The sequence below is a fragment of the Streptomyces chiangmaiensis genome (genome assembly GCF_036281785.1).
GTDB classification, from domain to species: Bacteria; Actinomycetota; Actinomycetes; order Streptomycetales; family Streptomycetaceae; genus Streptomyces; species Streptomyces chiangmaiensis.
Genome location: NZ_JAYWVC010000037.1, coordinates 22,145 through 43,011, shown reverse-complemented (window position 1 = coordinate 43,011; position 20,867 = coordinate 22,145). Strand labels below are relative to the sequence as shown.

The following is a 20,867-nucleotide window of genomic DNA, read 5'->3' as shown; positions in this document are numbered from 1 at the left end:
GAACCTCACCCGGAGGTGCGCCATGTGTTCCCACCAGCCGACGTGCCCGGCGTCCGACACCACCGCACCGCACGTCGTCGTCGCCCGTCCGGAGCAGGGCTGGAACCTGCTCTGCAACGGTGTGATCGTCTTCGACGACACCGGCGAACTGCTCCCGGACGGCAGCGCGGTCGCTCCGCGCCGCAAGCCGATGGGCCCGCTGGCCATGGCGGCCTGACGCGGGCCCGCTCCTCGCGGCGACGAACTCACGTAGCCGCCGCGGCTACGAAAGCACGGCGAAGCCGTCCAGTTCCACCAGGGCCTCCTCGTCCCACAGGCCGGTGGTCCCCACGACGGCCATCGCGGGATAGTCGCGGCCCGCCAGTCTCCGCCAGATGCGCCCCAGCTCGGGGGCCCGGGCCCGGTAGTCGGCGACGTCGGTGGCATAGACGGTGACACGCGCCAGGTCGGCGGGGGTGCCACCGGCGGCCCGCAGCGCGGTCAGCAGATTGGCGAGCGCCCGCTCGAACTGCTCGGGAAGCGAGTCGCCCACCACCTTCCCGTCCGTGTCGAGGGCGGTCTGGCCCGCCAGGAACACCACCTGGGAGCCGGTGGCGACGACGGCGTGGGAGAAGCCGGAGGGTGGGGAGAGCGCGGGCGGATTGAGCCGCGACAGCTCGGGCGGGGCGGGACGCTCGGTGGTCACGGGGCCTCCAGGGTGGCGTACAACTCCTTGGCGATGATTCCGCGCTGGACCTCGCTCGCGCCTTCGTAGATCCGCGGCGCGCGCACCTCCCGGTAGAGGTGCTCGAGGAGGTGGCCGCGGCGCAGGGCGCGGGCCCCGTGCAACTGGACGGCGGTGTCGACCACGTACTGCGCTGTCTCGGTGGCGAGGAGTTTGGCCATGGCGGCACGGCGCCGGACGTCCGGAGCCCCTTCGTCGTACGCCGTCGCCGCCGCGTAGACCATGAGGCGGGCCGCCTCGGTGCGCAGGGCCATCTCCGCGACCTGGTGCGAGACGGCCTGAAGATCCTTCAGCTTGCCGCCGAAGGCGTCCCGCCCGGCCGTGTGGGCGAGCGTGGCGTCGAGGGCCGCCTGCGCCATGCCGACCGCGAAGGCGCCGACGCTGGGCCGGAACAGGTTGAGGGTGCTCATGGCGACCCTGAACCCGCTGCCGGGCTCACCGATGACGTCGTCCACGGTCACGGGCACGCCGTCGAAGCCGAGGGTGCCGATGGGATGCGGGGAGAGCATGTCGAGCGGGCTGCCGGTCAGTCCGGGGCGGTCGGCGGGTACGAGGAAGGCGGTCACGCCACGGGCACCGGAGCCGGGGGTGGTGCGGGCGAAGACGGTGTAGAAGTCGGCCTCGGGGGCGTTGGAGATCCAGCACTTCTCACCGGTGAGCCGCCAGCCGGCCCCGGTGTCGGGCTCGGCGGTGAGGGCCAGCGCAGCCGCGTCCGAGCCGGCGTCGGGCTCGGTCAGGGCGAAGGCGGCGACCGTGGTGCCCGCCCGGACTCCGGGGAGCCAGCGGGCGCGCTGCGCCTCGGTGCCGTATGCATGCACCGGATGCGCGCCGAGTCCCTGCAGGGCGAGCGCCGTCTCCGCCTCTGTGCAGGCGTACGCCAGGGATTCCCGCATCAGGCACAGGTCGAGCGCGCCGGAGGCGAACATGCGGTCCAGCAGCCCGAGTCGGCCGAGTTCGGTGACGAGCGCGCGATTGACGTGGCCGGGCTCGCCCTTCTCCGCCAGGGGGCGAAGCCGCCGCTCGGCCCAGCCGCGCAGTTCCGCGCGCCAGGCGGTCTGTGTGGGATCGAGCGAGAATGCGGTCATTGCCGGTCCTCTCCCTGACTGCATACCGGGCCGGGCGGCTTCCCACCCGACCGTATCGCGGACCGTTGACTGTCGTCACCAACACGATACGCTCGATGCGCGAGCCCACCACGACGAGGGGGCGAACCGCCATGGACCAGAGCGACGCCACGAGCGCCGCGGCCACCGAGACCGTCACGGACACGGAGGGTGCCGCGGCCCGCACGAGCCCCACCCGCACCGCCCACCGCGACACCTTCGCCCGCGACCACCTGCCGCCGCGCGACGAGTGGCCCGAGCTCCGCTTCGACCTGCCGGAGCTGCACTACCCCGAACGGCTCAACGCCGCCGCGCAACTGCTCGACGGCCCCGCCCCCGAGCGCCCCGCCTTCCACACGGCGGACGGCGATGTGTGGACGTACGGACAGCTCCGCACCCGCGTCGACCGGATCGCGCATGTGCTGACCTCCCGTCTCGGTGTCGTCCCCGGCAACCGTGTCCTGCTGCGCGGACCGACGTCCCCGTGGCTGGCCGCCTGCTGGCTGGCGGTGCTCAAGGCGGGCGCGGTCGCCGTCACCGTGCTCGCCCAGCAGCGTCCGCACGAACTGCACACGATGTGCGAGATCGCCCAGGTCGGTCACGCCCTGTGCGACGCGCGGTCACTCGAGGACCTGGTGAAGGCCGACGTCTCCGGGCTGCGCATCACCACCTACGGTGACGGCTCCCCCGACGATCTGCTGCGGCTTCCCGCGCCGGAGGAACCGTTCACGCCCGTGGACACGGCGGCCGACGACGTGGCCCTGATCGCCTTCACCTCGGGCACCACGGGCCGCCCGAAGGGCTGCATGCACTTCCACCGCGACGTGCTCGCCATCGCGGACACCTTCTCCCGGCACATACTCCGGCCGGGCCCCGACGACGTCTTCGCGGGCAGTCCCCCGCTCGGCTTCACCTTCGGGCTCGGCGGGCTGGTCGTCTTCCCGCTGCGGGCCGGGGCCAGCGCCCTGCTGCTCGAACAGGCGGGTCCCAGGCAGTTGCTGCCCGCGATCGCCGAGCACCGCGTCTCCGTGCTGTTCACCGCGCCGACCGCCTACCGCGCGATGCTCGACGAGCTGGACGGGCACGACACCACGTCGCTGCGGCGGTGCGTGTCGGCGGGCGAGAACCTGCCCGCGGCCACCTGGCGGGCCTGGTACGAGCGCACCGGCCTGCGCGTCATCAACGGCATCGGCGCCACCGAACTGCTGCACATCTTCATCTCCGCCGCGGACGACCGGATCCGCCCGGGAACCACCGGAGTGCCGGTACCGGGGTGGGACGCACGCGTGCAGGACGTGAACGGCGTCCCCGTGCCCGACGGCGAGCCGGGGCTGCTCGCGGTGCGCGGCCCGGTCGGTTGCCGCTACCTCGCCGATCCGCGGCAACGCGAGTACGTACGGGGCGGGTGGAACGTCACCGGCGACACGTACATCCGCGAGCCCGACGGCTACTTCCGCTATGTCGCGCGCGCCGATGACATGATCATTTCCGCGGGGTACAACATCGCCGGGCCCGAGGTCGAGGACGCCCTGCTGCGCCATCCCGACGTGGTCGAGACGGCGGTGGTCGGACGGCCCGACGAGGACCGCGGACAGGTCGTGGTGGCGTACACGGTCCTCAGGGCGGGCGCGCCGCGCGACCCGGAAGCGCTGCGCACCTTCCTGAAGTCCGAGCTGGCGCCGTACAAGTGCCCGCGCGAGTTCGTCTTCCTGGACGCGCTGCCGCGTACGGCTACGGGCAAGCTCCAGCGCTTCCGGTTGCGCACGCACCTCCCCGCGGACGCGGGCGCGGACGTCGGTACCGGCGTCGGCTCCGTGCCGGCGGAAGGTGATCATGACTGACACGGACGCTTTAGAGTGATCGACGTGTCCGATCAGCACGCTCCCCGGTCCCTCATCGTCACGTTCTACGGCGCCTACGGCCGCTTCGCCCCCGGCCCGGTGCCGGTGGCGGAGCTGATCAGACTGCTCGCCGCGGTCGACGTGGACGCGCCCTCCGTACGGTCGTCGGTGTCGCGGCTGAAGCGCCGCGGTCTGCTCGTGCCGGCCCGTACGGCGACGGGCGCGGCCGGGTACGCCCTGTCGCCGGACGCACGGCAGCTGCTCGACGACGGCGACCGGCGCGTGTACGCGACGACGCCGCCCAAGGACGAGGGCTGGGTGCTCGCGGTGTTCTCGGTGCCGGAGTCGGAACGGCAGAAGCGGCATCTGCTGCGCTCGCGGCTCGCCGGTCTCGGCTTCGGCACCGCGGCTCCCGGGGTGTGGATCGCCCCTGCACGCCTGTACGAGGAGACCCGGCACACGCTGGAGCGGCTCCACCTCGACCCGTATGTGGACTTCTTCCGCGGTGAGCACCTCGGCTTCGCCCCGACCGCGGAGGCGGTGGCGCGCTGGTGGGACCTGACCTCGATCGCCAGGCAGCACGAGGCGTTCCTCGACCGCCACGCGCGCGTGCTGCACGACTGGGAGGCCCGCGAGGACACCCCGCCCCAGGAGGCGTACCGCGACTACCTGCTCGCCCTGGACTCCTGGCGCCATCTGCCGTACGTCGACCCGGGACTGCCCGCCGAGCTGCTGCCCGTCGACTGGCCGGGCGTCCGCTCGGCCGCGGTCTTCAGGGCGCTGCACGAGCGGCTTCGGGACGCGGGAGCGGCCTTCGCGGGCGTGTGACCCCGCTCTTCGACAGGACGGACCGCCTCACGCGCGAGGACGCCCGGGTGCGCCGCACGGGCGACGCCCCACGGCACGGCGGTGGTCAACCGCCCAGCGTGAGCCGCGGCTTGGGGGCGTCCGTGCGTCCTGTCTGGGGGCGCCGGCTGCCCGCCCGGTAGGGCGCCGGCCATGTCACGCCCGGCCCGGTGTACTCCTGCTCGGCCGCCGCGTGCAGCGTCCAGTGCGGGTCGTAGAGATGCGGCCGGGCCAGGGCGCACAGGTCCGCGCGTCCGGCCAGGATCAGCGAGTTGACGTCGTCCCACGACGAGATGGCGCCCACCGCGATCACGGGGATACCGATCTCCTGGCGGATCCGGTCGGCGAACGGCGTCTGGTACGAACGCCCGAACGCCGGCCGTTCCTCGTCCACCACCTGACCGGTCGACACGTCGATCGCGTCGGCGCCGTGCGCGGCGAAGGCCCGGGCAATCTCCACGGCCTCCTCGGCCGTGGTGCCGCCCTCGGCCCAGTCCGTCGCGGAGATCCGTACGGTCATGGGCCGCTCCTCGGGCCACACCGACCGGACGGCGTCGAAGACCTCCAGCGGGAAGCGGAGCCGCTTGGCGAGCGTGCCTCCGTAGACGTCGGTCCGGTGGTTGGTGAGCGGCGACAGGAAGCCGGACAGCAGATAGCCGTGGGCGCAGTGGAGTTCGAGCAGGTCGAAGGAGCTGCGGGCGGCCCGCCAGGCGGCGGCCACGAACTGCTCGCGGATGTCGGTCAGCTGGGCGCGGGACAGCTCGCGGGGCGTCTGGCTCCCGGCTTTGTACCGGATCGGGGAGGCCGCCACGAGGGGCCAGTTGCCCTCCTCCAGGGGCTCGTCCATGCCCTCCCACATGAGTTTGGTGGAGCCCTTGCGGCCGCTGTGGCCGAGCTGCACGCCGATCGCGGTTCCCGGTGCCTGGCGGTGCACGAAATCGGTGATCCGCCGCCACGCCTCGCCCTGGCGTCCGGTGTAGAGCCCGGCGCAGCCCGGGGTGATCCGGCCCTCGGCGCTCACGCACACCATCTCGGTCATGACGAGGCCGGCTCCGCCGAGGGCCCGTGCGCCCAGGTGGACCAGATGGAAATCGCCGGGGACGCCGTCCACGGCCGAGTACATGTCCATCGGCGAGACCACGACCCGGTTGCGCAGGGTCAGGCCGCGCAGCCTGAAGGGGGTGAACATCGGGGGTGTGCCCGGCGGGCAGCCGAAGTCCCGCTCCACCGTCTCGGTGAAGTGCGCATCGCGCAACCGCAGATTGTCATGGGTGACCCGGCGGCTGCGGGTGAGCAGGTTGAAGGCGAACTGCCGGCCGGGCTGGCCGAGGTAGAGCCCGAGGTTCTCGAACCACTCCAGGCTGGCCCGCGCCGCGCGCTGGGTGGAGGCGACGACAGGGCGCCGCTCCTGCTCGTAGGCGGCCAGGGCCTCCCGCAGCGAGGTGTGCTCCTCCAGGCATGCGACCAGGGCGAGCGCGTCCTCGACGGCCAGCTTCGTGCCGGAGCCGATCGAGAAGTGGGCGGTGTGCGCGGCGTCGCCGATGAGGACGAGATTGCCGTGCGACCAGCGCTCGTTGACGACCGTACGGAAGGTGGTCCAGGTGGAGCGGTTGGAACGCAGGGGCAGGCCGTGGAGCGCGTCCGCGAAGATCTTGGCGCAGCGCTCGATGGTCTCGGGCGTGTCCAGTTCCGGGAACCCGGCCGCCCGCCACACCTCCTCGCGCATCTCCACGATCACCGTTGAGGCGCCCTGACTCTGCGGCCCGGAAGGCCTCGTCGAGGGGTGGTGGTCGGGCGACGGGCGGGAGAAGGGATAGCCGTGCAACTGCATCACGCCGTGCTCGGTCTCGGCGATCTCGAAGCGGAACGCGTCGAAGGCGAAGTCGGCGGCGAGCCAGATGTAGCGGCAGCGGTGCTCCTCGACGGACGGCCGGAACACCTCGGCATACGCCTCGCGCGTGCCGCTGTGCACCCCGTCGGCGGCGATCACCAGGTCGTACGACTCCGAGAGCCGGTCCGGATGCGGGGCCTCGGTGCGGAAACGCAGGTCGACGCCGAGGGAGCGGCACCGCTCGTGCAGGATCTGCAGAAGCCTTCGCCTGCCGAGGGCGGCGAACCCATGGCCTCCGGAGGTGTGGCAGACGCCCCGGTGCACGATGTCGATGTCGTCCCAGCGCACGAACTCGTCCTTCAGCGCCGCGTAGACGACGGAGTCGGCGTGCTCGATGCCGCCGAGGGTCTCGTCGGACAGGACGACGCCGAAGCCGAAGGTGTCGTCGGGGGCGTTGCGCTCCCAGACGGTGACCTCCCGAGCCGGGTCAAGACGCTTGAGCAGGGCGGCGGCGTACAGCCCGCCGGGGCCCCCGCCGATGACCGCGACGCGCAGTGCCTGCCGGGCCGCCGCGGGCACCCGTCCGCCGGACTTCACGCGCGCCGCCGCCCCGGACCTGCTCCCGGAGCCGGGATCCGCCGTCGAGCCGACCCGCGCCGGTGCCCCGTGTACCGCGGCCATGGCTACCTCCCTCGCCATTTCGGCGGCCGCTTCTCCGTGAAGGCCGCATGGAACTCGGCGTAGTCCTCGCCGTTCATCAGCAGCGCCTGGGTCGAGGCGTCCAGTTCGACGGACGCGGCGAGCGGCATGTCCAGCTCGGCCGTGAGCAGGGCCTTGGTCTGGGCGTACGCGAGCGCCGGGCCGTCGGCGAGCCGGCGGGCCAGCGCCTGGGCCGCCTCGTCGGCGCGGCCCTCGTCGGTCAGCTCACTGATCAGTCCGATCCGCTCGGCCTCGGGGGCCCGCACCGCCTCGCCCAGCATCAGCAGCCGGGTCGCGTGTCCGAGTCCGACCACCCTCGGGAGGAGATAAGCGGCCCCCATGTCACCGCCGGACAGCCCGACGCGGGTGAAGAGGAACGCGAAGCGGGCGGAGGGGTCCGCCACCCGGAAGTCCGCGGCCAGCGCGAGGACCGCGCCCGCACCGGCGGCCACCCCGTGCACGGCGGCGATCACCGGGAACGGGCACTCCCGGACGGCCCGTACGACCTGCCCTGTCATGCGGTTGAAGTCGAGAAGCTGGGCGGTGTCCATGGACAGGGTGGCGCCGATGATCTCGTCGACATCGCCGCCCGAGCAGAAGCCGCGGCCCTCGCCCGCCAGCACCAGGGCCCGCACGGTTCTCTCTCGCGACAGCTCGGCGAGCAGATCGCGCAGGTCGGCGTAGGCGCCGAAGGTGAGCGCATTGAGTTTCTCGGGCCGGGCCAGGGTGACGGTCGCCACCCCGTCGGCGTGCACGCATCTGAGGTGACGCCAGTCGGAGGTGCGGGCGGCGGAACCGGTGAAGGGACTCATGGCGTGCGGCCTCCTCGGACGGGGGCGGCTGTCTGCACTGCTGGCCTGTATCGAAGTTATCACCTATTCGTGACTGTCGTCATGAGAGCGCGATACAACCACGCGCGCCCGACCCCGGTTCGCATGGGCCGCGGTCGCGCGCGGCGCACGCCGGGCGCGATGTGACAGCCGCCCGGCCTCCGGTCACACCTCGTCGACAGACCGGTAACGACGGGCGCCGCCGTGCTGTGCGAGGCGTCGTCCGGGGTACGCAGCACGGAGCCGAGGCCGACGCAGTCCCCGGGGCGAAACCCGCCGACCGTCCCCCGCGGGGCGCGCCGTACCATGCCTCTTGATTGAAAGCAGGACGACCTGCGCCATGAACGGACCCACCGTGTACGAACCTCCCGCTCCCGCCTCCTGGCGTGTCGCGCTGCCGCACACCGCCGCGGCCGTGCCCGTCGCCCGTGCCTTGGTCCGTACGGCCCTGGCGGAGCTTCCGTCCGCGGCGGACAGCGCCACCGCGGAACTGCTCACCGCTGAGCTGGTGGCGAACGCCGTGGAGCACGCCACGGGTGAGGGGCCGATTGAGCTGGTCGTCGAGCTGCTGCCGACCGGCTGCAGGGTCGAGGTGCACGATCCGGACCCGGCCCCGCCCGGCGATCTGACCCGCCCGGTCGTCGAGGCCCCCGATCCCTGGCAGGAGCACGGGCGTGGCCTGCTGCTGATCCGCAGCCTCAGCTCGTCCTGCGGTCACCGCCCCACCGAGTCCGGCAAGGCGGTGTGGTTCAGACTGCCTGTGGTTCCACGGCAGTGGCGTCCGGCGTGACGGCATCCGTCGCCGGCCCGGGGTGCCGGCGCCCATGGAACGCGTACACCAGGCACCCGGCCGCGAGGAACGCCACGGGGATGTTCCGGCGGGGGTTCTTCGCCTCCTCGCCGACCTGGTGATCGCGTCGAACCAGGTCAGGCGAGGGTGGCCACCAGGACGGCCTTGATCGTGTGCATCCGGTTCTCCGCCTCGTCGAAGACCACGGAGTGCTCGGACTCGAAGACCTCGTCGGTGACCTCGAGCTCGGTCAGACCGTGCCGCTCGTGGATCTCGCGGCCCACGTCGGTGCCGAGGTCGTGGAAGGCCGGCAGGCAGTGCAGGAACTTCACGTCGTCGTTGCCCGTGGCGCGCAGCACGTCCATGGTCACGGCGTACGGGCCGAGCAGCGCTATGCGCTCGTCCCAGACCTCCTTGGGCTCCCCCATCGACACCCACACATCGGTGGCGACGAAGTCGGCCCCCCGTACGCCCTCCTTCACGTCGTCGGTGAGCGTGATGCGGGCTCCGGAAGCGGCGGCGAGCCGCTGGGCCACCTCCACGATCGTGTCGTCGGGCCACAGCAGCCCGGGCGCGACGATACGGACGTCCATGCCGAGCAGGGCGCCGGTGACGAGGTAGGAGTTGCCCATGTTGTAGCGGGCGTCTCCCAGATACGCGAAGGCGATCCCGTCCAGCGGCTTGTCGCAGTGCTCGGTCATGGTGAGCACGTCGGCGAGCATCTGGGTCGGGTGCCACTCGTCGGTGAGGCCGTTGTAGACCGGGACCCCGGCGTAGGCGGCAAGTTCCTCCACCACGCCCTGGCGGTGCCCGCGGTACTGAATGGCGTCGAACATCCGCCCGAGCACTCGGGCGGTGTCCTTCACGGACTCCTTGTGCCCGATCTGTGAGCCGGACGGGTCCAGATACGTCGTGTGCGCACCCTGGTCGGCGGCCGCGACCTCGAAGGCGCACCGCGTGCGTGTCGAGGTCTTCTCGAAGACCAGGGCGATGTTCTTGCCCGTCAGTCGGCGCGTCTCGGCCCCGGCCTTCTTGGCCGCCTTGAGCTCGACCGCCAGCTCGACCAGACTGCGGAACTCCTGCGCGGTGAAGTCCAGCTCCTTGAGGAAGTGGCGGCCGGCGAGGGCGGTCGGGACTGTCGCCATGGGGGCGCTCCAGAGGTGGGAAGGGCAGGAAATTCAGGGGGATGGATGGAAGTCTATACGATGATTCACATTTCTATACGAGACGCGGTCCTGGTCACCGCCTGATCAGAGCACCGCGTCCCTCTCGACCGGACAGCTCATACACCGGGGCCCACCCCTCCCCCGCCCCAGCTCGCTCCCCGGAATCTCGATCACTTCGATTCCCTGCTTCCGCAAATGCGTGTTGGTCGTCACATTTCTCTCATATGCCACCACCACGCCGGGCTCGACCGCCAGCACATTGCATCCGTCGTCCCATTGCTCCCGCTCGGCCGAGTGCACGTCCTGCGTGGGGGTGAGCACCCGGATCTCACTCAGGCCCAGCGCCGCGGCGATCGCCCGGTGCATATGCTCCGGCGGATGATCCGTGACCTTCAGCTCCTTGTCCCCGGCGCCGGGTTCGATGGTGTACGAGCGGAGCATGCCGAGGCCCGCGTACTGGGTGAAGGTGTCGCCGTCGACCATCGTCATCACCGTGTCCAGGTGCATGAGGGCGCGCCGCTTGGGCATGTCGAGGGCGACGATGGTCCGGGCGGACCCGGCGGCGAAGAGTTTGTGCGCGAGCATTTCGACGGCCTGGGGCGTGGTCCGCTCGCTCATGCCGATGAGCACGGCACCGCTGCCGATCACCAGCACGTCACCGCCCTCGATGGTGGACGGATAGTCGGCCTGCCCCTCGGACCAGAGATGGAAGGTCTCGTTGCGGAACAGCGGATGGTGCCGGTAGATCGCCTCGAAGTGCACGGTCTCGCGCTGCCGCGCGGGCCATCGCATGGCGTTGATCGACACGCCGTCGTATATCCACGCGGAGGTGTCGCGGGTGAAAAGGTGGTTGGGAAGGGGGCGCAGAAGGAAGTCGTCGAGCTCCATCACATGGAACCGCACGGAAGTCGGCTCCGGGTGGACGTCGAGGAACTCCCGCTTGGTCATGCCGCCGACGAGGGCCTCGGCGAGTTCGACTGAGGGCAGCATCTCGAAGGCGGCCCGGAGATGGTCGGTGGCGAGGGGTCCGTACTCCTTCTCGTCGAAGACCCGGTCCAGTACGAGGGACCTGGCCGCCGGGATCTGAAGGACCTCGGTGAGCAGATCACCGAAGAGATGGACGGCGACCCCGCGGTCACGCAGCACGTCGGCGAACCCGTCGTGCTCGGCACGCGCCCGGCGCACCCACAGCACGTCGTCGAAGAGCAGCGCGTCCTTGTTGCTGGGGGTGAGCCTTTTGAGCTCGAGATCGGGCCGGTGCAGGATGACGCGGCGCAGCCGCCCGGCCTCGGAGTCGACATGGAATCCCATGACTCCATCCTGACCACTCGCATGCGGGTTCATCCTCCCTTCGTGGCGGGCCGAACCGTTTCCTTTCGTCTCCTTGACGATAATGGCGCGCCCCAATATCGTCGTCGTGACGAAAAAGGGGACGGGCTCTCGAGCTCTCGATACAAGGGGGGACGGACTGATGGCTGACATCACACGGCGCTTCGGCTGGCGTCATCTGCGCGGGGCACCGACCACGCACATCCGGCACCACCGGGCGGGGCGGCTGGCCCACGACGGGCCCGGACTCAGCTTCTGGTACCGCTCGCTGACCGCCGCACTCTCCGAAGTCCCGGTGGACGACCGCGAACTGGCGATGACGTTCCACGCCCGTACGTCCGACTTCCAGGACGTGGCGGTGCAGGCGACGGTGACGTACCGGATCAGCGACCCGGGCGTCGCGGCGGCCCGGCTGGACTTCTCCATCGACCCGGACACGGGCGTGTGGCGGGGCACCCCGCTGGAGCACCTCTCGACGCTGCTGACGGAGACGGCCCAGCAGCACGCGCTGGACATCCTCGCCCGTACACCGCTCTCGGGGGCCCTGGTCGACGGGGTCGCCGCGGTCCGCGAGCGGGTGGCGGCCGGCCTCGGGGCCGAGCCGCGGCTGCCCGCGACCGGCATCGAAGTGGTCGCGGTGCGGGTCATGGCACTGCGCCCGGAGCCCGACGTCGAGCGAGCCCTGCGCACCCCGGCGCGCGAGCAGATCCAGCAGGAGGCGGACCGGGCGACGTACGAGCGCCGGGCCGTGGCCGTGGAGCGGGAGCGCGCCATCGCCGAGAACGAACTGGCCAGCAAGATCGAACTCGCCCGCCGCGAGGAGCAGTTGGTCGAGCAGCGCGGCACCAACGCACGGCGCGAGGCGGAGGAGCACGCGGCGGCGGACGCGGTGCGTGCTCAGGCGGAGGCCGCGCGGACGGTGCGACTGGCCGAGGCCGAGGCGGCCCGAGCGGTACGGCTCGCCGACGCCGAGGCCACCCGTTCCGTACGGCTGGCCGAGGCCGAGGCCCGGCGGACCGTGACGCTCGGCGAGGCCGAGGCACGCGCCGCGCGGGAGGTCGGCGAGGCACGGGCCCAGGCGCAGGCGGCGTGGCTGCGGGTGCACGCGGATGTGGACGTCGCGACGCTGCACGCCCTCACCGGGACACGGCTGGCGGAGAACCTGCCGCACATCGACAGCGTGACCGTCTCGCCGGACGTGCTGACGGGACTGCTCGCCAGGCTCGGGCACGGGGAGCGGGCGTGAGCCTCGCCCCACGTGCCGTGATCGTCCGCCGCACCACGGAGTACGACGAACTGGTGGCCCATCACGGCACGCACGGCCAGGCCGCCTTCTTCCTCTCCTCCCGGGGCCGGAATCTCGAGGAGATCGCCGAACGGCACCGTCGCACCCGGAGCGCGCTGGCGGAGGTCACCGCCGCGATTCCGCTGACCTGGCGTCAGACCCCGGTGGAGCGGGCCGACCTGGACCGGTTCCTGTTCGCTCCGGAGGACGTGGTGGTCGTGGTCGGGCAGGACGGCCTGGTCGCGAACGTCGCCAAGTACCTGTCGGGACAGCCGGTGGTGGGCATCGACACCGATCCCGGGCGCAATCCGGGGGTGCTGGTACGCCATCGGTCCCGGCACGCCGCCGCCCTGATCCCGGCGGCGCTGGCAGGCGGCACGGGCGTGGAGGAGCTGACCATGGTGGAGGCCGTCACGGACGACGCCCAGCGGCTGGTGGCCCTCAACGAGATCTACCTTGGCGCGGCCGGTCACCAGACCGTCCGTTACCGCCTGGGCCTCGACGGCGACGGGGGTGCCGTCGAGGCCCAGGCCTCGTCGGGGGTGCTGGTGGGTACGGGGACCGGGGCGACGGGCTGGCTGCGGTCGGTGTGGCAGGAGCGCGGCGGGCGGCTGCCGCTCCCCACGCCCACGGAGGACCGACTGCTGTGGTTCGTACGCGAGGCCTGGCCCTCCCCCGCCACCGGGACATCCCTGGTGGCGGGGGAACTGCCCTCGACACGACGGCTCCGGATCACCGTCGAATCGGAGCGCCTGATCGCCTTCGGGGACGGGATGGAGGCCGACGCCCTGGAGCTGACCTGGGGACAGTCGGTCCGGGTGGGCGTGTGCGAGGAGCGGTTGCGGTTGGTGGGGTGACGCGGTCCCCGGTCACAGCCTGGGGTCCACCGGCTCCGACTCCAGGGCCAGCACCCCGAACACCGCCTCGTGCACCCGCCACAGCGGTTCGCCCTCCGCGAGCCGGTCCAGCGCCTCCAGGCCCAGCGCGTACTCACGGATGGCCAGCGACCGCTTGTGGTTCAGGAACCGCTGCCGCAGACGCGCGAGGTTCTCGGGGCGTGTGTACTCCGGACCGTAGATGATCCTGAGGTACTCGCGGCCGCGGCACTTGACGCCGGGCTGGACCAGCCGGCCGGCGGCGTCGCGCACCACCGCGTCCACCGGCTTGACGACCATGCCCTCGCCGCCACGTGCGGTCATCTCCAGCCACCAGTCGACACCGGCCTGCACCGACGCGGGGTCACCCAGGTCCACGAACAGGCGCCGCGTCGTCTGCAGCAGCCCGCTACCGTCGTGTTCGACGAGCCGGTCGATCACAGCGAGCTGCTCGTCGTGCGCCACGGCGGCCAGGCTCCGGCCCTGCACCGCGAGGAGCTGGAAAGGTGCCAGACGGACACCGTCCAGCCCGTCCGTCGTCCAGCAGTAACGCCGGTACGCCTCCGTGAACGCCGCCGCGTCCGCGGCCCGCTCCCGCTGCCGCGCCAGCAGGCCGGTCACGTCGACGCCACGCGCCGCCGCGCCCTCCAGCGCGGCCAGCGCCCCCGGGAACGCCGCCGCTGCCGCCGCGCCCACCGCCGCGTACTGGCTGCGCAGCAGCCCGGACGCCTTCAGCGACCACGGCATCAGCTCCGCGTCCAGCAGCAGCCAGTCCGTCTCCAGTTCCCGCCACAGGTCCGCACCGTCGATCGCCGACCGCAGCCGCCCGAGAATCTCCTCGGTCACCGACTCGTCGTCGAAGAACGGACGACCGGTGCGGGTGTACAGAGAGCCCGTGGGACCGGTGGTCCCGAAACGCCGTTGCGCCGCCTCCGCGTCCCGGCACACCAGGACCACCGCCCGCGAACCCATGTGCTTCTCCTCGCACACGACCCGCGCGACCCCGTTCTCCCGGTACTGCGCGAAAGCCTCGGCCGGGTGCTCGAGGTAGCCCTCGACGTGCGAGGTCGCGGTCGGCGCCATGGTCGGCGGCAGGTACGGCAGCAGACGCGGGTCCACCGCGAAACGGCTCATGACCTCCAGTGCCGCCGCCGCGTTCTCCTCACGGACCGAGACCCGGCCCGCGTGCCGGGTCTCGACCACCCTGCGGCCGTGCACGTCCGCGAGGTCCAGCGGACGGCCCTCGTGACCGCCGGGCGCCTCGGACGCCGGCGGCCGGGCCGGCTCGTACCAGACCCGCTCGGCCGGAACGTCGACCAGCTCCCGCTCCGGCCAGCGCAGTGCCGTCAGCCTGCCCCCGAAGACCGCACCGGTGTCCAGGCAGATGGTGTTGTTCAGCCAGGAGGCCTGCGGAACCGGTGTGTGGCCGTACACCACCACCGCCCGGCCCCGGTAGTCCTCCGCCCACGGGTAGCGCACGGGCAGGCCGAACTCGTCGGTCTCCCCCGTCGTGTCGCCGTACAGCGCATGCGAGCGGACCCGGCCCGAGGTACGGCCGTGGTACTTCTCGGGCAGGCCCGCGTGGCAGACGACCAGCCGACCGCCGTCGAGGACGTAGTGGCTGACCAGGCCACCGATGAACTCCCGTACCTGCTGCGTGAACTCCTCGCTCTCGCCCTCCATCTGCTCGATGGTCTCGGCGAGTCCGTGCGTGTGCTGGACCTTGCGGCCGCGCAGATACCGGCCGTACTTGTTCTCATGGTTGCCCGGCACGCACAGCGCGTTCCCCGTCGCGACCATCGACATCACCCGGCGCAGCACACCCGGGCTGTCCGGGCCACGGTCCACGAGGTCACCGAGGAAGACGGCGGTGCGGCCCTGCGGGTGCACGCCGTCGATGTACCCCAGCTTGTCCAGCAGCGCCTCCAGTTCAAACGAGCAGCCGTGGACGTCGCCGACGATGTCGAAGGGGCCGGTGAGGTGCGTCAGGTCGTTGAAGCGCTTCTCGGTGACGACCGTCGCGTTCTCGACCTCCTCCACGCCGCGCAGGACGTGCACCTTGCGGAAGCCCTCCCGCTCCAGGTGCCTGAGCGAACGGCGCAGTTCGCGTGTGTGGCGCTGGATCACCCGGCGCGGCATGTCGGCCCGGTCGCTGCGGGCCGCGTTGCGCTCGGCGCACACCTCCTCCGGCACATCGAGCACGATCGCGATGGGCAGCACGTCGTAGCGCTTGGCCAGGTCGATCAGCTGACGGCGGGCGTCCTGCTGCACGCTGGTCGCGTCGACGACGGTGCGGCGGCCCGCCGCCAGGCGCTTGCCGGCGATGTAGTGCAGCACGTCGAAGGCGTCCCGGGTGGCGCTCTGGTCGTTGTCGTCGTCGGAGACCAGGCCGCGGCAGAAGTCCGAGGAGATGACCTCCGTCGGCTTGAAGTGCCTGCGGGCGAAGGTGGACTTGCCCGAGCCCGAAGCACCGACGAGAACCACGAGGGAGAGGTCGGTGACGGGCAGGGTGCGCCCCTTGTTCTCGGTCATGCAGCCTTCTCCTCCTTCGTGGTGTCCTTCGTGGTGAGCGTGAACACGGCCATCTGCGTCGGCGGCCCCACGTCGGGGTCCTCGGGGCCCACCGGAGTGAACTCCACGGTGTAGCCGTGGAGTTCGGCCACCTTGCCGGCCCAGGCGCGGAACTCCTCGCGCGTCCACTCGAAGCGGTGGTCGCCGTGGCGGGCGTGCCCGGCCGGGAGGGTCTGCCAGCGGACGTTGTACTCGACGTTCGGTGTGGTCACGAGGACCGTCCTCGGGCGGGCCGAGCCGAACACGGCGTACTCCAGGGCGGGCAGCCGCGGCAGGTCGACGTGCTCGACGACCTCGCTGAGCACAGCGGCGTCGTACCCCTTGAGGCGGTTGTCGCTGTACGCGAGCGAACCCTGGAACAGCCGCACGCGGGAGGCCTGGCGCTCCCCCATGCGGTCCAGCCTCAGCCGCCGGGACGCGATGGTCAGCGCCCGCATGGACACGTCGACGCCGACGATCTCCGTGAACCGCGGGTCCTTGAGCAAGGCCTGCACCAGCTGGCCCTGTCCACAGCCGAGGTCCAGGACACGGGCGGCGGCGGACTCCTTGAGCGCCGCGATGATCGCGTCCCGGCGCTGTACGGCGAGCGATGTCGGCCTGTCCTCGGACCGGGCCCCCTCAGCCTCGGCCCCCTCGGACCCGGCCGCCTCGGTCCCGGTCTCCTCCTGGACCGCGTTGTCGATGGCCTCGACCTCGCTGTCGTCCGCTTCGGCCAGCCGCACCAGTTCCAGCCGTTCCATCGCCTGCCGGGTCAGCGACCAGCGGCGCGAGAGATAGCGGCTGGTGATCAGCTTCTGCTCCGGATGGGTGGGCAGCCAGCCCTCGCCGGCCCGCAGCAGCTTGTCGACCTCGTCGGCGGAGACCCAGTAGTGCTTGGCGTCGTCGAGGACGGGGAGCAGGACGTACAGGTGACGCAGGGCCTCGGCCAGGGTGAGCCGGGCCGACTCCAGAACGAGGCCGACGTAGCGCGAGTCGCCCCATTCCGGGAACTCCCCGTCCAGCGCGACCGGTTCGGCGGCAAGCGTCCAGCCGAGCGGCTCGAACAGTCGACGTACCAGGTCGGGGCCGCCCCGTGCGGGCAGCGCGGGTATCTCGACCCGCAACGGCAGCGGCTGCTCCACACGCTCGGGCCTGGCGTGGCACACGCCCCGCATCGCGCTGGAGAACACCCGGCTCAGCGCCACGGCGAGCAGCGAGGAGGCCGCGTACGGACGGTCGTTCACGTACTGCGCGAGCGCCGCGTCGGGAGCACCTCCGCGGCCCCTGCCCCTGCCCTTGCGGACCAGCGCCGATGTGTCGACCTCCAGCAGCAGGGCGACCGTGCAGCGCTCATCGTCCGCCCGGGGGTAGACGACATGGGCCGTTCCGTAGGAGGTCGAGAACGCCTGCGCGTTGTCGGGATGCTTGTGCAACAGGAAGCCCAGGTCGGTGGCCGGGTTCTTCTCGTCGCCCGTAGTGGAGATCGTCAGGAACACGCGTACGAGTATCGCCGCACGCACTCCACCGCAGCCACGGAGTTTCCGCGGGCCGGCACGGCGCGTCCGCGGCCGCTCGCACAAGCGCTCCGGGGCGGATTCCGCGCGGCCCGGAGCACGGACCCGTCCGTCAGGTCAGCTGCGACTGCACCCGGGAGGAGATCAACTCCAGGTGGTCCAGGTCGTCGAGGTCGAGGATCTGGAGGTAGATACGGCTGGAGCCGATCTCCGCGTACCGGCCGATCTTGTCGATGACCTCGTCCGGGGTGCCGGCCAGGCCGTTGATCTTCAGCTCGCCGGCCTCACGCCCGATCGCCGCGGCACGGCGGGCCACCTCCTGGTCGTCCTTGCCGACACAGACCACCAAGGCGTTCGAGTACGTCAGGCTGTCCGCGGCACGGCCGGCCTCCTCGGCGGCGGCACGGACCCGGCCGAACTGGCGCTCGCTGTCCTCGATGGAGGCGAACGGGATGTTGAACTCGGCGGCGTACCGCGCGGCCAGCCTCGGGGTACGGGTCGCGCCGTGGCCGCCGATGAGCACCGGGACCTTCGCCTGGGCGGGCTTGGGCAGGGCGGGCGAGTCGGTGAGGTCGTAGTACGTCCCGTGGAAGTTGAAGGTCTTGCCGACCTCGGTCGCCCACAGCCCCGTGACGATGGCCAGCTGCTCCTCGAGACGGGCGAACTTCTCCTTCGGGAACGGAATGCCGTACGCCCGGTGCTCCTCCTCGAACCAGCCGGCCCCCAGGCCCAGCTCCACACGGCCGCCGGACATCTGGTCGACCTGGGCGACCTGGAGGGCCAGGACGCCGGGGAGACGGAAGGTGGCGGCGGTCATCAGCGTGCCGAGACGGATACGCTTGGTGTCGCGGGCGAGGCCGGCGAGGGTGATCCAGGCGTCGGTGGGGCCGGGGAGACCTTCCACGTTCCCCATCTTCAGATAGTGGTCGGAACGGAAGAAGGCGTCGAAGCCCAGGTCTTCGGTGGCCTTGGCGACGGTGAGGAGGGTGTCGTAGGTCGCGCCCTGCTGGGGCTCGGTGAAGATGCGAAGATCCATACCTCCATCCTGCACGCTCCCACACTCGCCGATCCCGCTGGTCCCACCTGCCCCGCCCGTCCTCAGTCGAGTGCAAATCCGTCAATCGGGCGACCAGGTGAACGCCAGGCAGATGGACGGGCCTCGCGACCATCGTCGCCGGTACGGAGCCGCACCGGTCGGCACACCTGGCCGGCGGCATGCCTCCCGGTCGCGCCGCGTCCATCCCCTGGGGGAAGCGCCAGGACCGGAGACCGTCACGCCCGAGGAGCCGCACGGGGCACGACCCGTCGACGGGCGGCTCAGCCCGGCGCCTTGTGTCGTTCCCGTATCTCGCCGTCCCTCGCCGCCAGTCGTCGCAGCATCTCCCTGACCCTGTCCCTCGACTCGTCCGCCGCGTCGATGGCCTCCATGCACTGCCAGTACGTGCCCTCGTCGTCCGCCGCGCTCGCGACGGCGACGAGGGCCATGCCCAGTTCCACGAGGAGGGTGCCGAGGTCGAGGAGGGCCCTGCGCGCGTCACCCAGGTCGGTGAGCTGGGCGGCACGCAGATCCGCCACGTCGATGGAGGGTGTGTCCAGGACGCCGCAGCCCCTGCCTGCCAGCTCCGTCAACCCCAGCGCCTCCCCGCGCAGTTCGGGCGGTCCCGAGACCGCCAGCCGACTGCCGATCGCCTGCGCCAGGGCGTACGCCTGCCACGCCTCCGTCATGATCTTCGGCCCGACCTCGCTCCCAGCAAGGGCACGTCTGCTCGTCACGATGAGCCGCACCGCTTCCATGCGCTGCCCCCGCTCTGTCCTGACGCACTCCCGCACGTCTGCCCGAACTCCGTTGTTCACTACCCAGCGTGAAGGCACAACGGACGAAAAGCCAGAGGTAGCCCGAAATCTGTGGACACCCGACGAGAAGTGGACAACTCAATGACTCCGGAGAGTGACAGAGGTGCGCTCACTCCGATCCGGGTGCCGGGAACCTGTCCTCGTTGCGGTCGATCTTCGCGTCCAGCGCCGCCAACGCGTCGATTCCCAGCACCTCGCACAGCTGAAGCAGATACGCGAGCACGTCCGCGACCTCGTCCCTCACCCGGTGGGCCGTACCCGGATCATCCATCACGCGCGCCGACTCCTCCGGCGTCAACCACTGAAAGATCTCAACCAGTTCGGACGCCTCCACACTGAGCGCGGCGACCAGATTCTTCGGTGTGTGGTACGGCTGCCAGTTGCGCGCCGCGGCGAAATCCGCGAGCCGTCGCTGCAACCGCGCGACGTCGTTGCACCGCCCGGATTCTTCGGTCACGGGCTCAGGTCTACCACCGTCACCCCGTCCACCTCCGCCGCCCCGGACGCATCACTCACCGCACCCACCAGCCTGACATGCCCCCGCTCGCTCATCCGGGCCGCCAATTGGAGCAGTTCCCGCACCTGTCGCCGGTCCATGCAGCGGTCGAATCGGTCCGCCAGCACCGTGAGTGTCTGCAGCGCCGCCGGTACCTCGCCCACCGGGTCGACCGCGAGGACGCCCGGCCCGGTGAGCAGAACGAGGGCCAGCGCCAGATAGCGCAGCTCACCGTCACCCAGCAGATTCAGTGGCGTACACACTCCGTTGCCCCGGTCGACCAACGCACGCACCCTGCCGTCCCCGAGCGGCTCCGCCAGCAGGTCCAGGACCCGTCCCGTGCACCCGGCCCCGACCGCCGCCGTCAGCAGCGCGTGTCGCCGGCCGCACTCCGCCCGGGTACGCAGCAGCACCTCCGCAAGGTTGTCGCAGCCCGGCATCAGTCGGCCCTCGCCCGGCGGAACGGGGGCGCGCATCCAGCGGGGACTCGGGTCGCAGGCGAAGACCGAACGCAGGGCGACCACCATCTGCTCGGCCGCGGCGAGCACCCGGCGCTGTCCGTCCGTCTTGCCGGCCACACGCAGCGGCAGCAGTGCGGTACCGAGGCGGTCGTCGGGCAACGGGCCCCGGGTCACCGGGGAAGAGCCCGCGGTGTGCCAGGCCGCCTGCACCGTACGCCGGGCCGGGTCGCGCAGCGCCGTCTCGAGCAGGACAAGGTCACCGGACGTCAATCGCTCACCGACCACACGCAGTTCCGGCTCGGCCTGGACGGCCACGTCGAGCCGCACCGGCCCCTCCGGGCCGGCGGCCGTGCAGCCGACGCGGAACCCGCGGCGCCGCTGGGCGTCGGGCCGCGCCCCCTCCGGGACACAGGCCACCGGGTCGGGGAACGCCTCCTCCAGCCCCGCTCCGCCTCCCAGCCGCGACAGCGCCGCGTACGCCTGGAGCGCCCGCGACTTGCCCGAGCCGCTCGGCCCGGTGAAGAGCGTCAACGGCCCCAGCGTGAACCGGGCCCGCCGGTGTCCCGCGAACGCGGACAGGCGCAGTTCGGTGATGCTCGGCCGGTCCGGACGAGGGTCCGTCACAGCGGCCGGGCCGGGCAGGGGCACAGCGGGTGACACCGTCATGTCCGGG

Annotated in this window: 18 protein-coding genes; 6 read left to right on the top strand and 12 right to left on the bottom strand. The window is 71.6% G+C overall.

Annotated features, from left to right (window positions below):
• Window positions 1–22 precede the first annotated feature (22 nt).
• Window positions 23–217, top strand: coding sequence for a DUF5999 family protein (locus tag VXC91_RS14500; protein WP_329507594.1), 195 nt, complete (start codon window positions 23–25; stop codon window positions 215–217).
• Window positions 218–262: 45 nt separating this feature from the next.
• On the opposite strand, the gene VXC91_RS14495 is transcribed toward VXC91_RS14500, so the two are convergent.
• Both VXC91_RS14495 and VXC91_RS14490 read right to left on the bottom strand, forming a co-directional pair.
• Window positions 263–685 carry a RidA family protein gene (locus tag VXC91_RS14495; RefSeq protein ID WP_329507593.1) on the bottom strand — a complete coding sequence of 141 codons (423 nt, stop codon included), beginning with the start codon at window positions 683–685 and terminating at the stop codon, window positions 263–265.
• A complete protein-coding gene (locus VXC91_RS14490; RefSeq protein WP_329507591.1) occupies window positions 682–1,809 on the bottom strand; it encodes an acyl-CoA dehydrogenase family protein in 1,128 nt (375 codons plus the stop codon). The genes VXC91_RS14495 and VXC91_RS14490 overlap by 4 nt, the downstream gene beginning before the upstream one ends.
• 131 nt (window positions 1,810–1,940) lie before the next feature.
• Between VXC91_RS14490 and VXC91_RS14485 the strand changes: the two genes are divergently transcribed.
• Window positions 1,941–3,668: an AMP-binding protein gene (locus tag VXC91_RS14485; RefSeq protein WP_408057385.1), complete on the top strand. Its 1,728-nt coding sequence runs from the start codon at window positions 1,941–1,943 to the stop codon at window positions 3,666–3,668.
• A 15-nt stretch (window positions 3,669–3,683) separates the two neighbouring features.
• Window positions 3,684–4,496, top strand: a complete 813-nt coding sequence (locus VXC91_RS14480) for a PaaX family transcriptional regulator (RefSeq protein ID WP_329507589.1) — start codon at window positions 3,684–3,686, stop codon at window positions 4,494–4,496.
• Window positions 4,497–4,581: 85 nt separating this feature from the next.
• Here the strand turns inward: VXC91_RS14480 and VXC91_RS14475 are convergent, their stop codons facing one another.
• Window positions 4,582–6,900, bottom strand: coding sequence for a bifunctional salicylyl-CoA 5-hydroxylase/oxidoreductase (locus tag VXC91_RS14475; protein ID WP_329507601.1), 2,319 nt, complete (start codon window positions 6,898–6,900; stop codon window positions 4,582–4,584).
• Between the two features lie 128 nt (window positions 6,901–7,028).
• Window positions 7,029–7,856 (bottom strand): enoyl-CoA hydratase family protein, encoded by an 828-nt coding sequence (locus VXC91_RS14470; protein WP_329507588.1) that lies wholly within the window; start codon window positions 7,854–7,856, stop codon window positions 7,029–7,031.
• A gap of 358 nt (window positions 7,857–8,214) precedes the next feature.
• Here VXC91_RS14470 and VXC91_RS14465 point away from each other — a divergent pair, with 358 nt between their 5' ends.
• Window positions 8,215–8,664: an ATP-binding protein gene (locus tag VXC91_RS14465; protein ID WP_329507586.1), complete on the top strand. Its 450-nt coding sequence runs from the start codon at window positions 8,215–8,217 to the stop codon at window positions 8,662–8,664.
• A 137-nt stretch (window positions 8,665–8,801) separates the two neighbouring features.
• Here the strand turns inward: VXC91_RS14465 and argF are convergent, their stop codons facing one another.
• On the bottom strand, window positions 8,802–9,809 hold the full coding sequence (gene argF / locus VXC91_RS14460; protein ID WP_329507585.1) for an ornithine carbamoyltransferase: 1,008 nt from the start codon (window positions 9,807–9,809) through the stop codon (window positions 8,802–8,804).
• 105 nt (window positions 9,810–9,914) lie between these two features.
• Entirely contained in the window at window positions 9,915–11,141 is a 1,227-nt protein-coding gene (locus VXC91_RS14455) for an arginine deiminase (protein ID WP_329507584.1), read from the bottom strand.
• Window positions 11,142–11,301: 160 nt separating this feature from the next.
• Between VXC91_RS14455 and VXC91_RS14450 the strand changes: the two genes are divergently transcribed.
• Together VXC91_RS14450 and VXC91_RS14445 are read left to right on the top strand one after the other, a co-directional pair.
• Window positions 11,302–12,405 carry an SPFH domain-containing protein gene (locus VXC91_RS14450; protein ID WP_329507583.1) on the top strand — a complete coding sequence of 368 codons (1,104 nt, stop codon included), beginning with the start codon at window positions 11,302–11,304 and terminating at the stop codon, window positions 12,403–12,405.
• The gene (locus VXC91_RS14445) at window positions 12,402–13,301 is read left to right on the top strand and encodes a hypothetical protein (RefSeq protein ID WP_329507581.1); all 900 of its coding nucleotides are present in this window, start codon (window positions 12,402–12,404) and stop codon (window positions 13,299–13,301) included. Before VXC91_RS14450 ends, VXC91_RS14445 begins: the two co-directional genes overlap by 4 nt.
• A 12-nt stretch (window positions 13,302–13,313) precedes the next feature.
• Here the strand turns inward: VXC91_RS14445 and VXC91_RS14440 are convergent, their stop codons facing one another.
• The 6 genes from VXC91_RS14440 to VXC91_RS14415 all read right to left on the bottom strand — a co-directional run bounded on the left by VXC91_RS14440 (window position 13,314) and on the right by VXC91_RS14415 (window position 20,860).
• The gene (locus VXC91_RS14440; protein WP_329507580.1) at window positions 13,314–15,851 is read right to left on the bottom strand and encodes a polynucleotide kinase-phosphatase; all 2,538 of its coding nucleotides are present in this window, start codon (window positions 15,849–15,851) and stop codon (window positions 13,314–13,316) included.
• Window positions 15,848–17,365, bottom strand: a complete 1,518-nt coding sequence (locus tag VXC91_RS14435; protein WP_329507579.1) for a 3' terminal RNA ribose 2'-O-methyltransferase Hen1 — start codon at window positions 17,363–17,365, stop codon at window positions 15,848–15,850. Before VXC91_RS14435 ends, VXC91_RS14440 begins: the two co-directional genes overlap by 4 nt.
• A gap of 130 nt (window positions 17,366–17,495) precedes the next feature.
• Entirely contained in the window at window positions 17,496–18,419 is a 924-nt protein-coding gene (locus tag VXC91_RS14430) for an LLM class F420-dependent oxidoreductase (protein WP_329507578.1), read from the bottom strand.
• A gap of 281 nt (window positions 18,420–18,700) precedes the next feature.
• The gene (locus tag VXC91_RS14425; protein ID WP_329507576.1) at window positions 18,701–19,177 is read right to left on the bottom strand and encodes a DUF6099 family protein; all 477 of its coding nucleotides are present in this window, start codon (window positions 19,175–19,177) and stop codon (window positions 18,701–18,703) included.
• 169 nt (window positions 19,178–19,346) lie between these two features.
• Entirely contained in the window at window positions 19,347–19,694 is a 348-nt protein-coding gene (locus tag VXC91_RS14420) for a nucleotide pyrophosphohydrolase (protein ID WP_329507574.1), read from the bottom strand.
• Window positions 19,691–20,860, bottom strand: a complete 1,170-nt coding sequence (locus VXC91_RS14415) for an AAA family ATPase (RefSeq protein ID WP_329507572.1) — start codon at window positions 20,858–20,860, stop codon at window positions 19,691–19,693. The genes VXC91_RS14420 and VXC91_RS14415 overlap by 4 nt, the downstream gene beginning before the upstream one ends.
• Window positions 20,861–20,867: the final 7 nt, after the last annotated feature.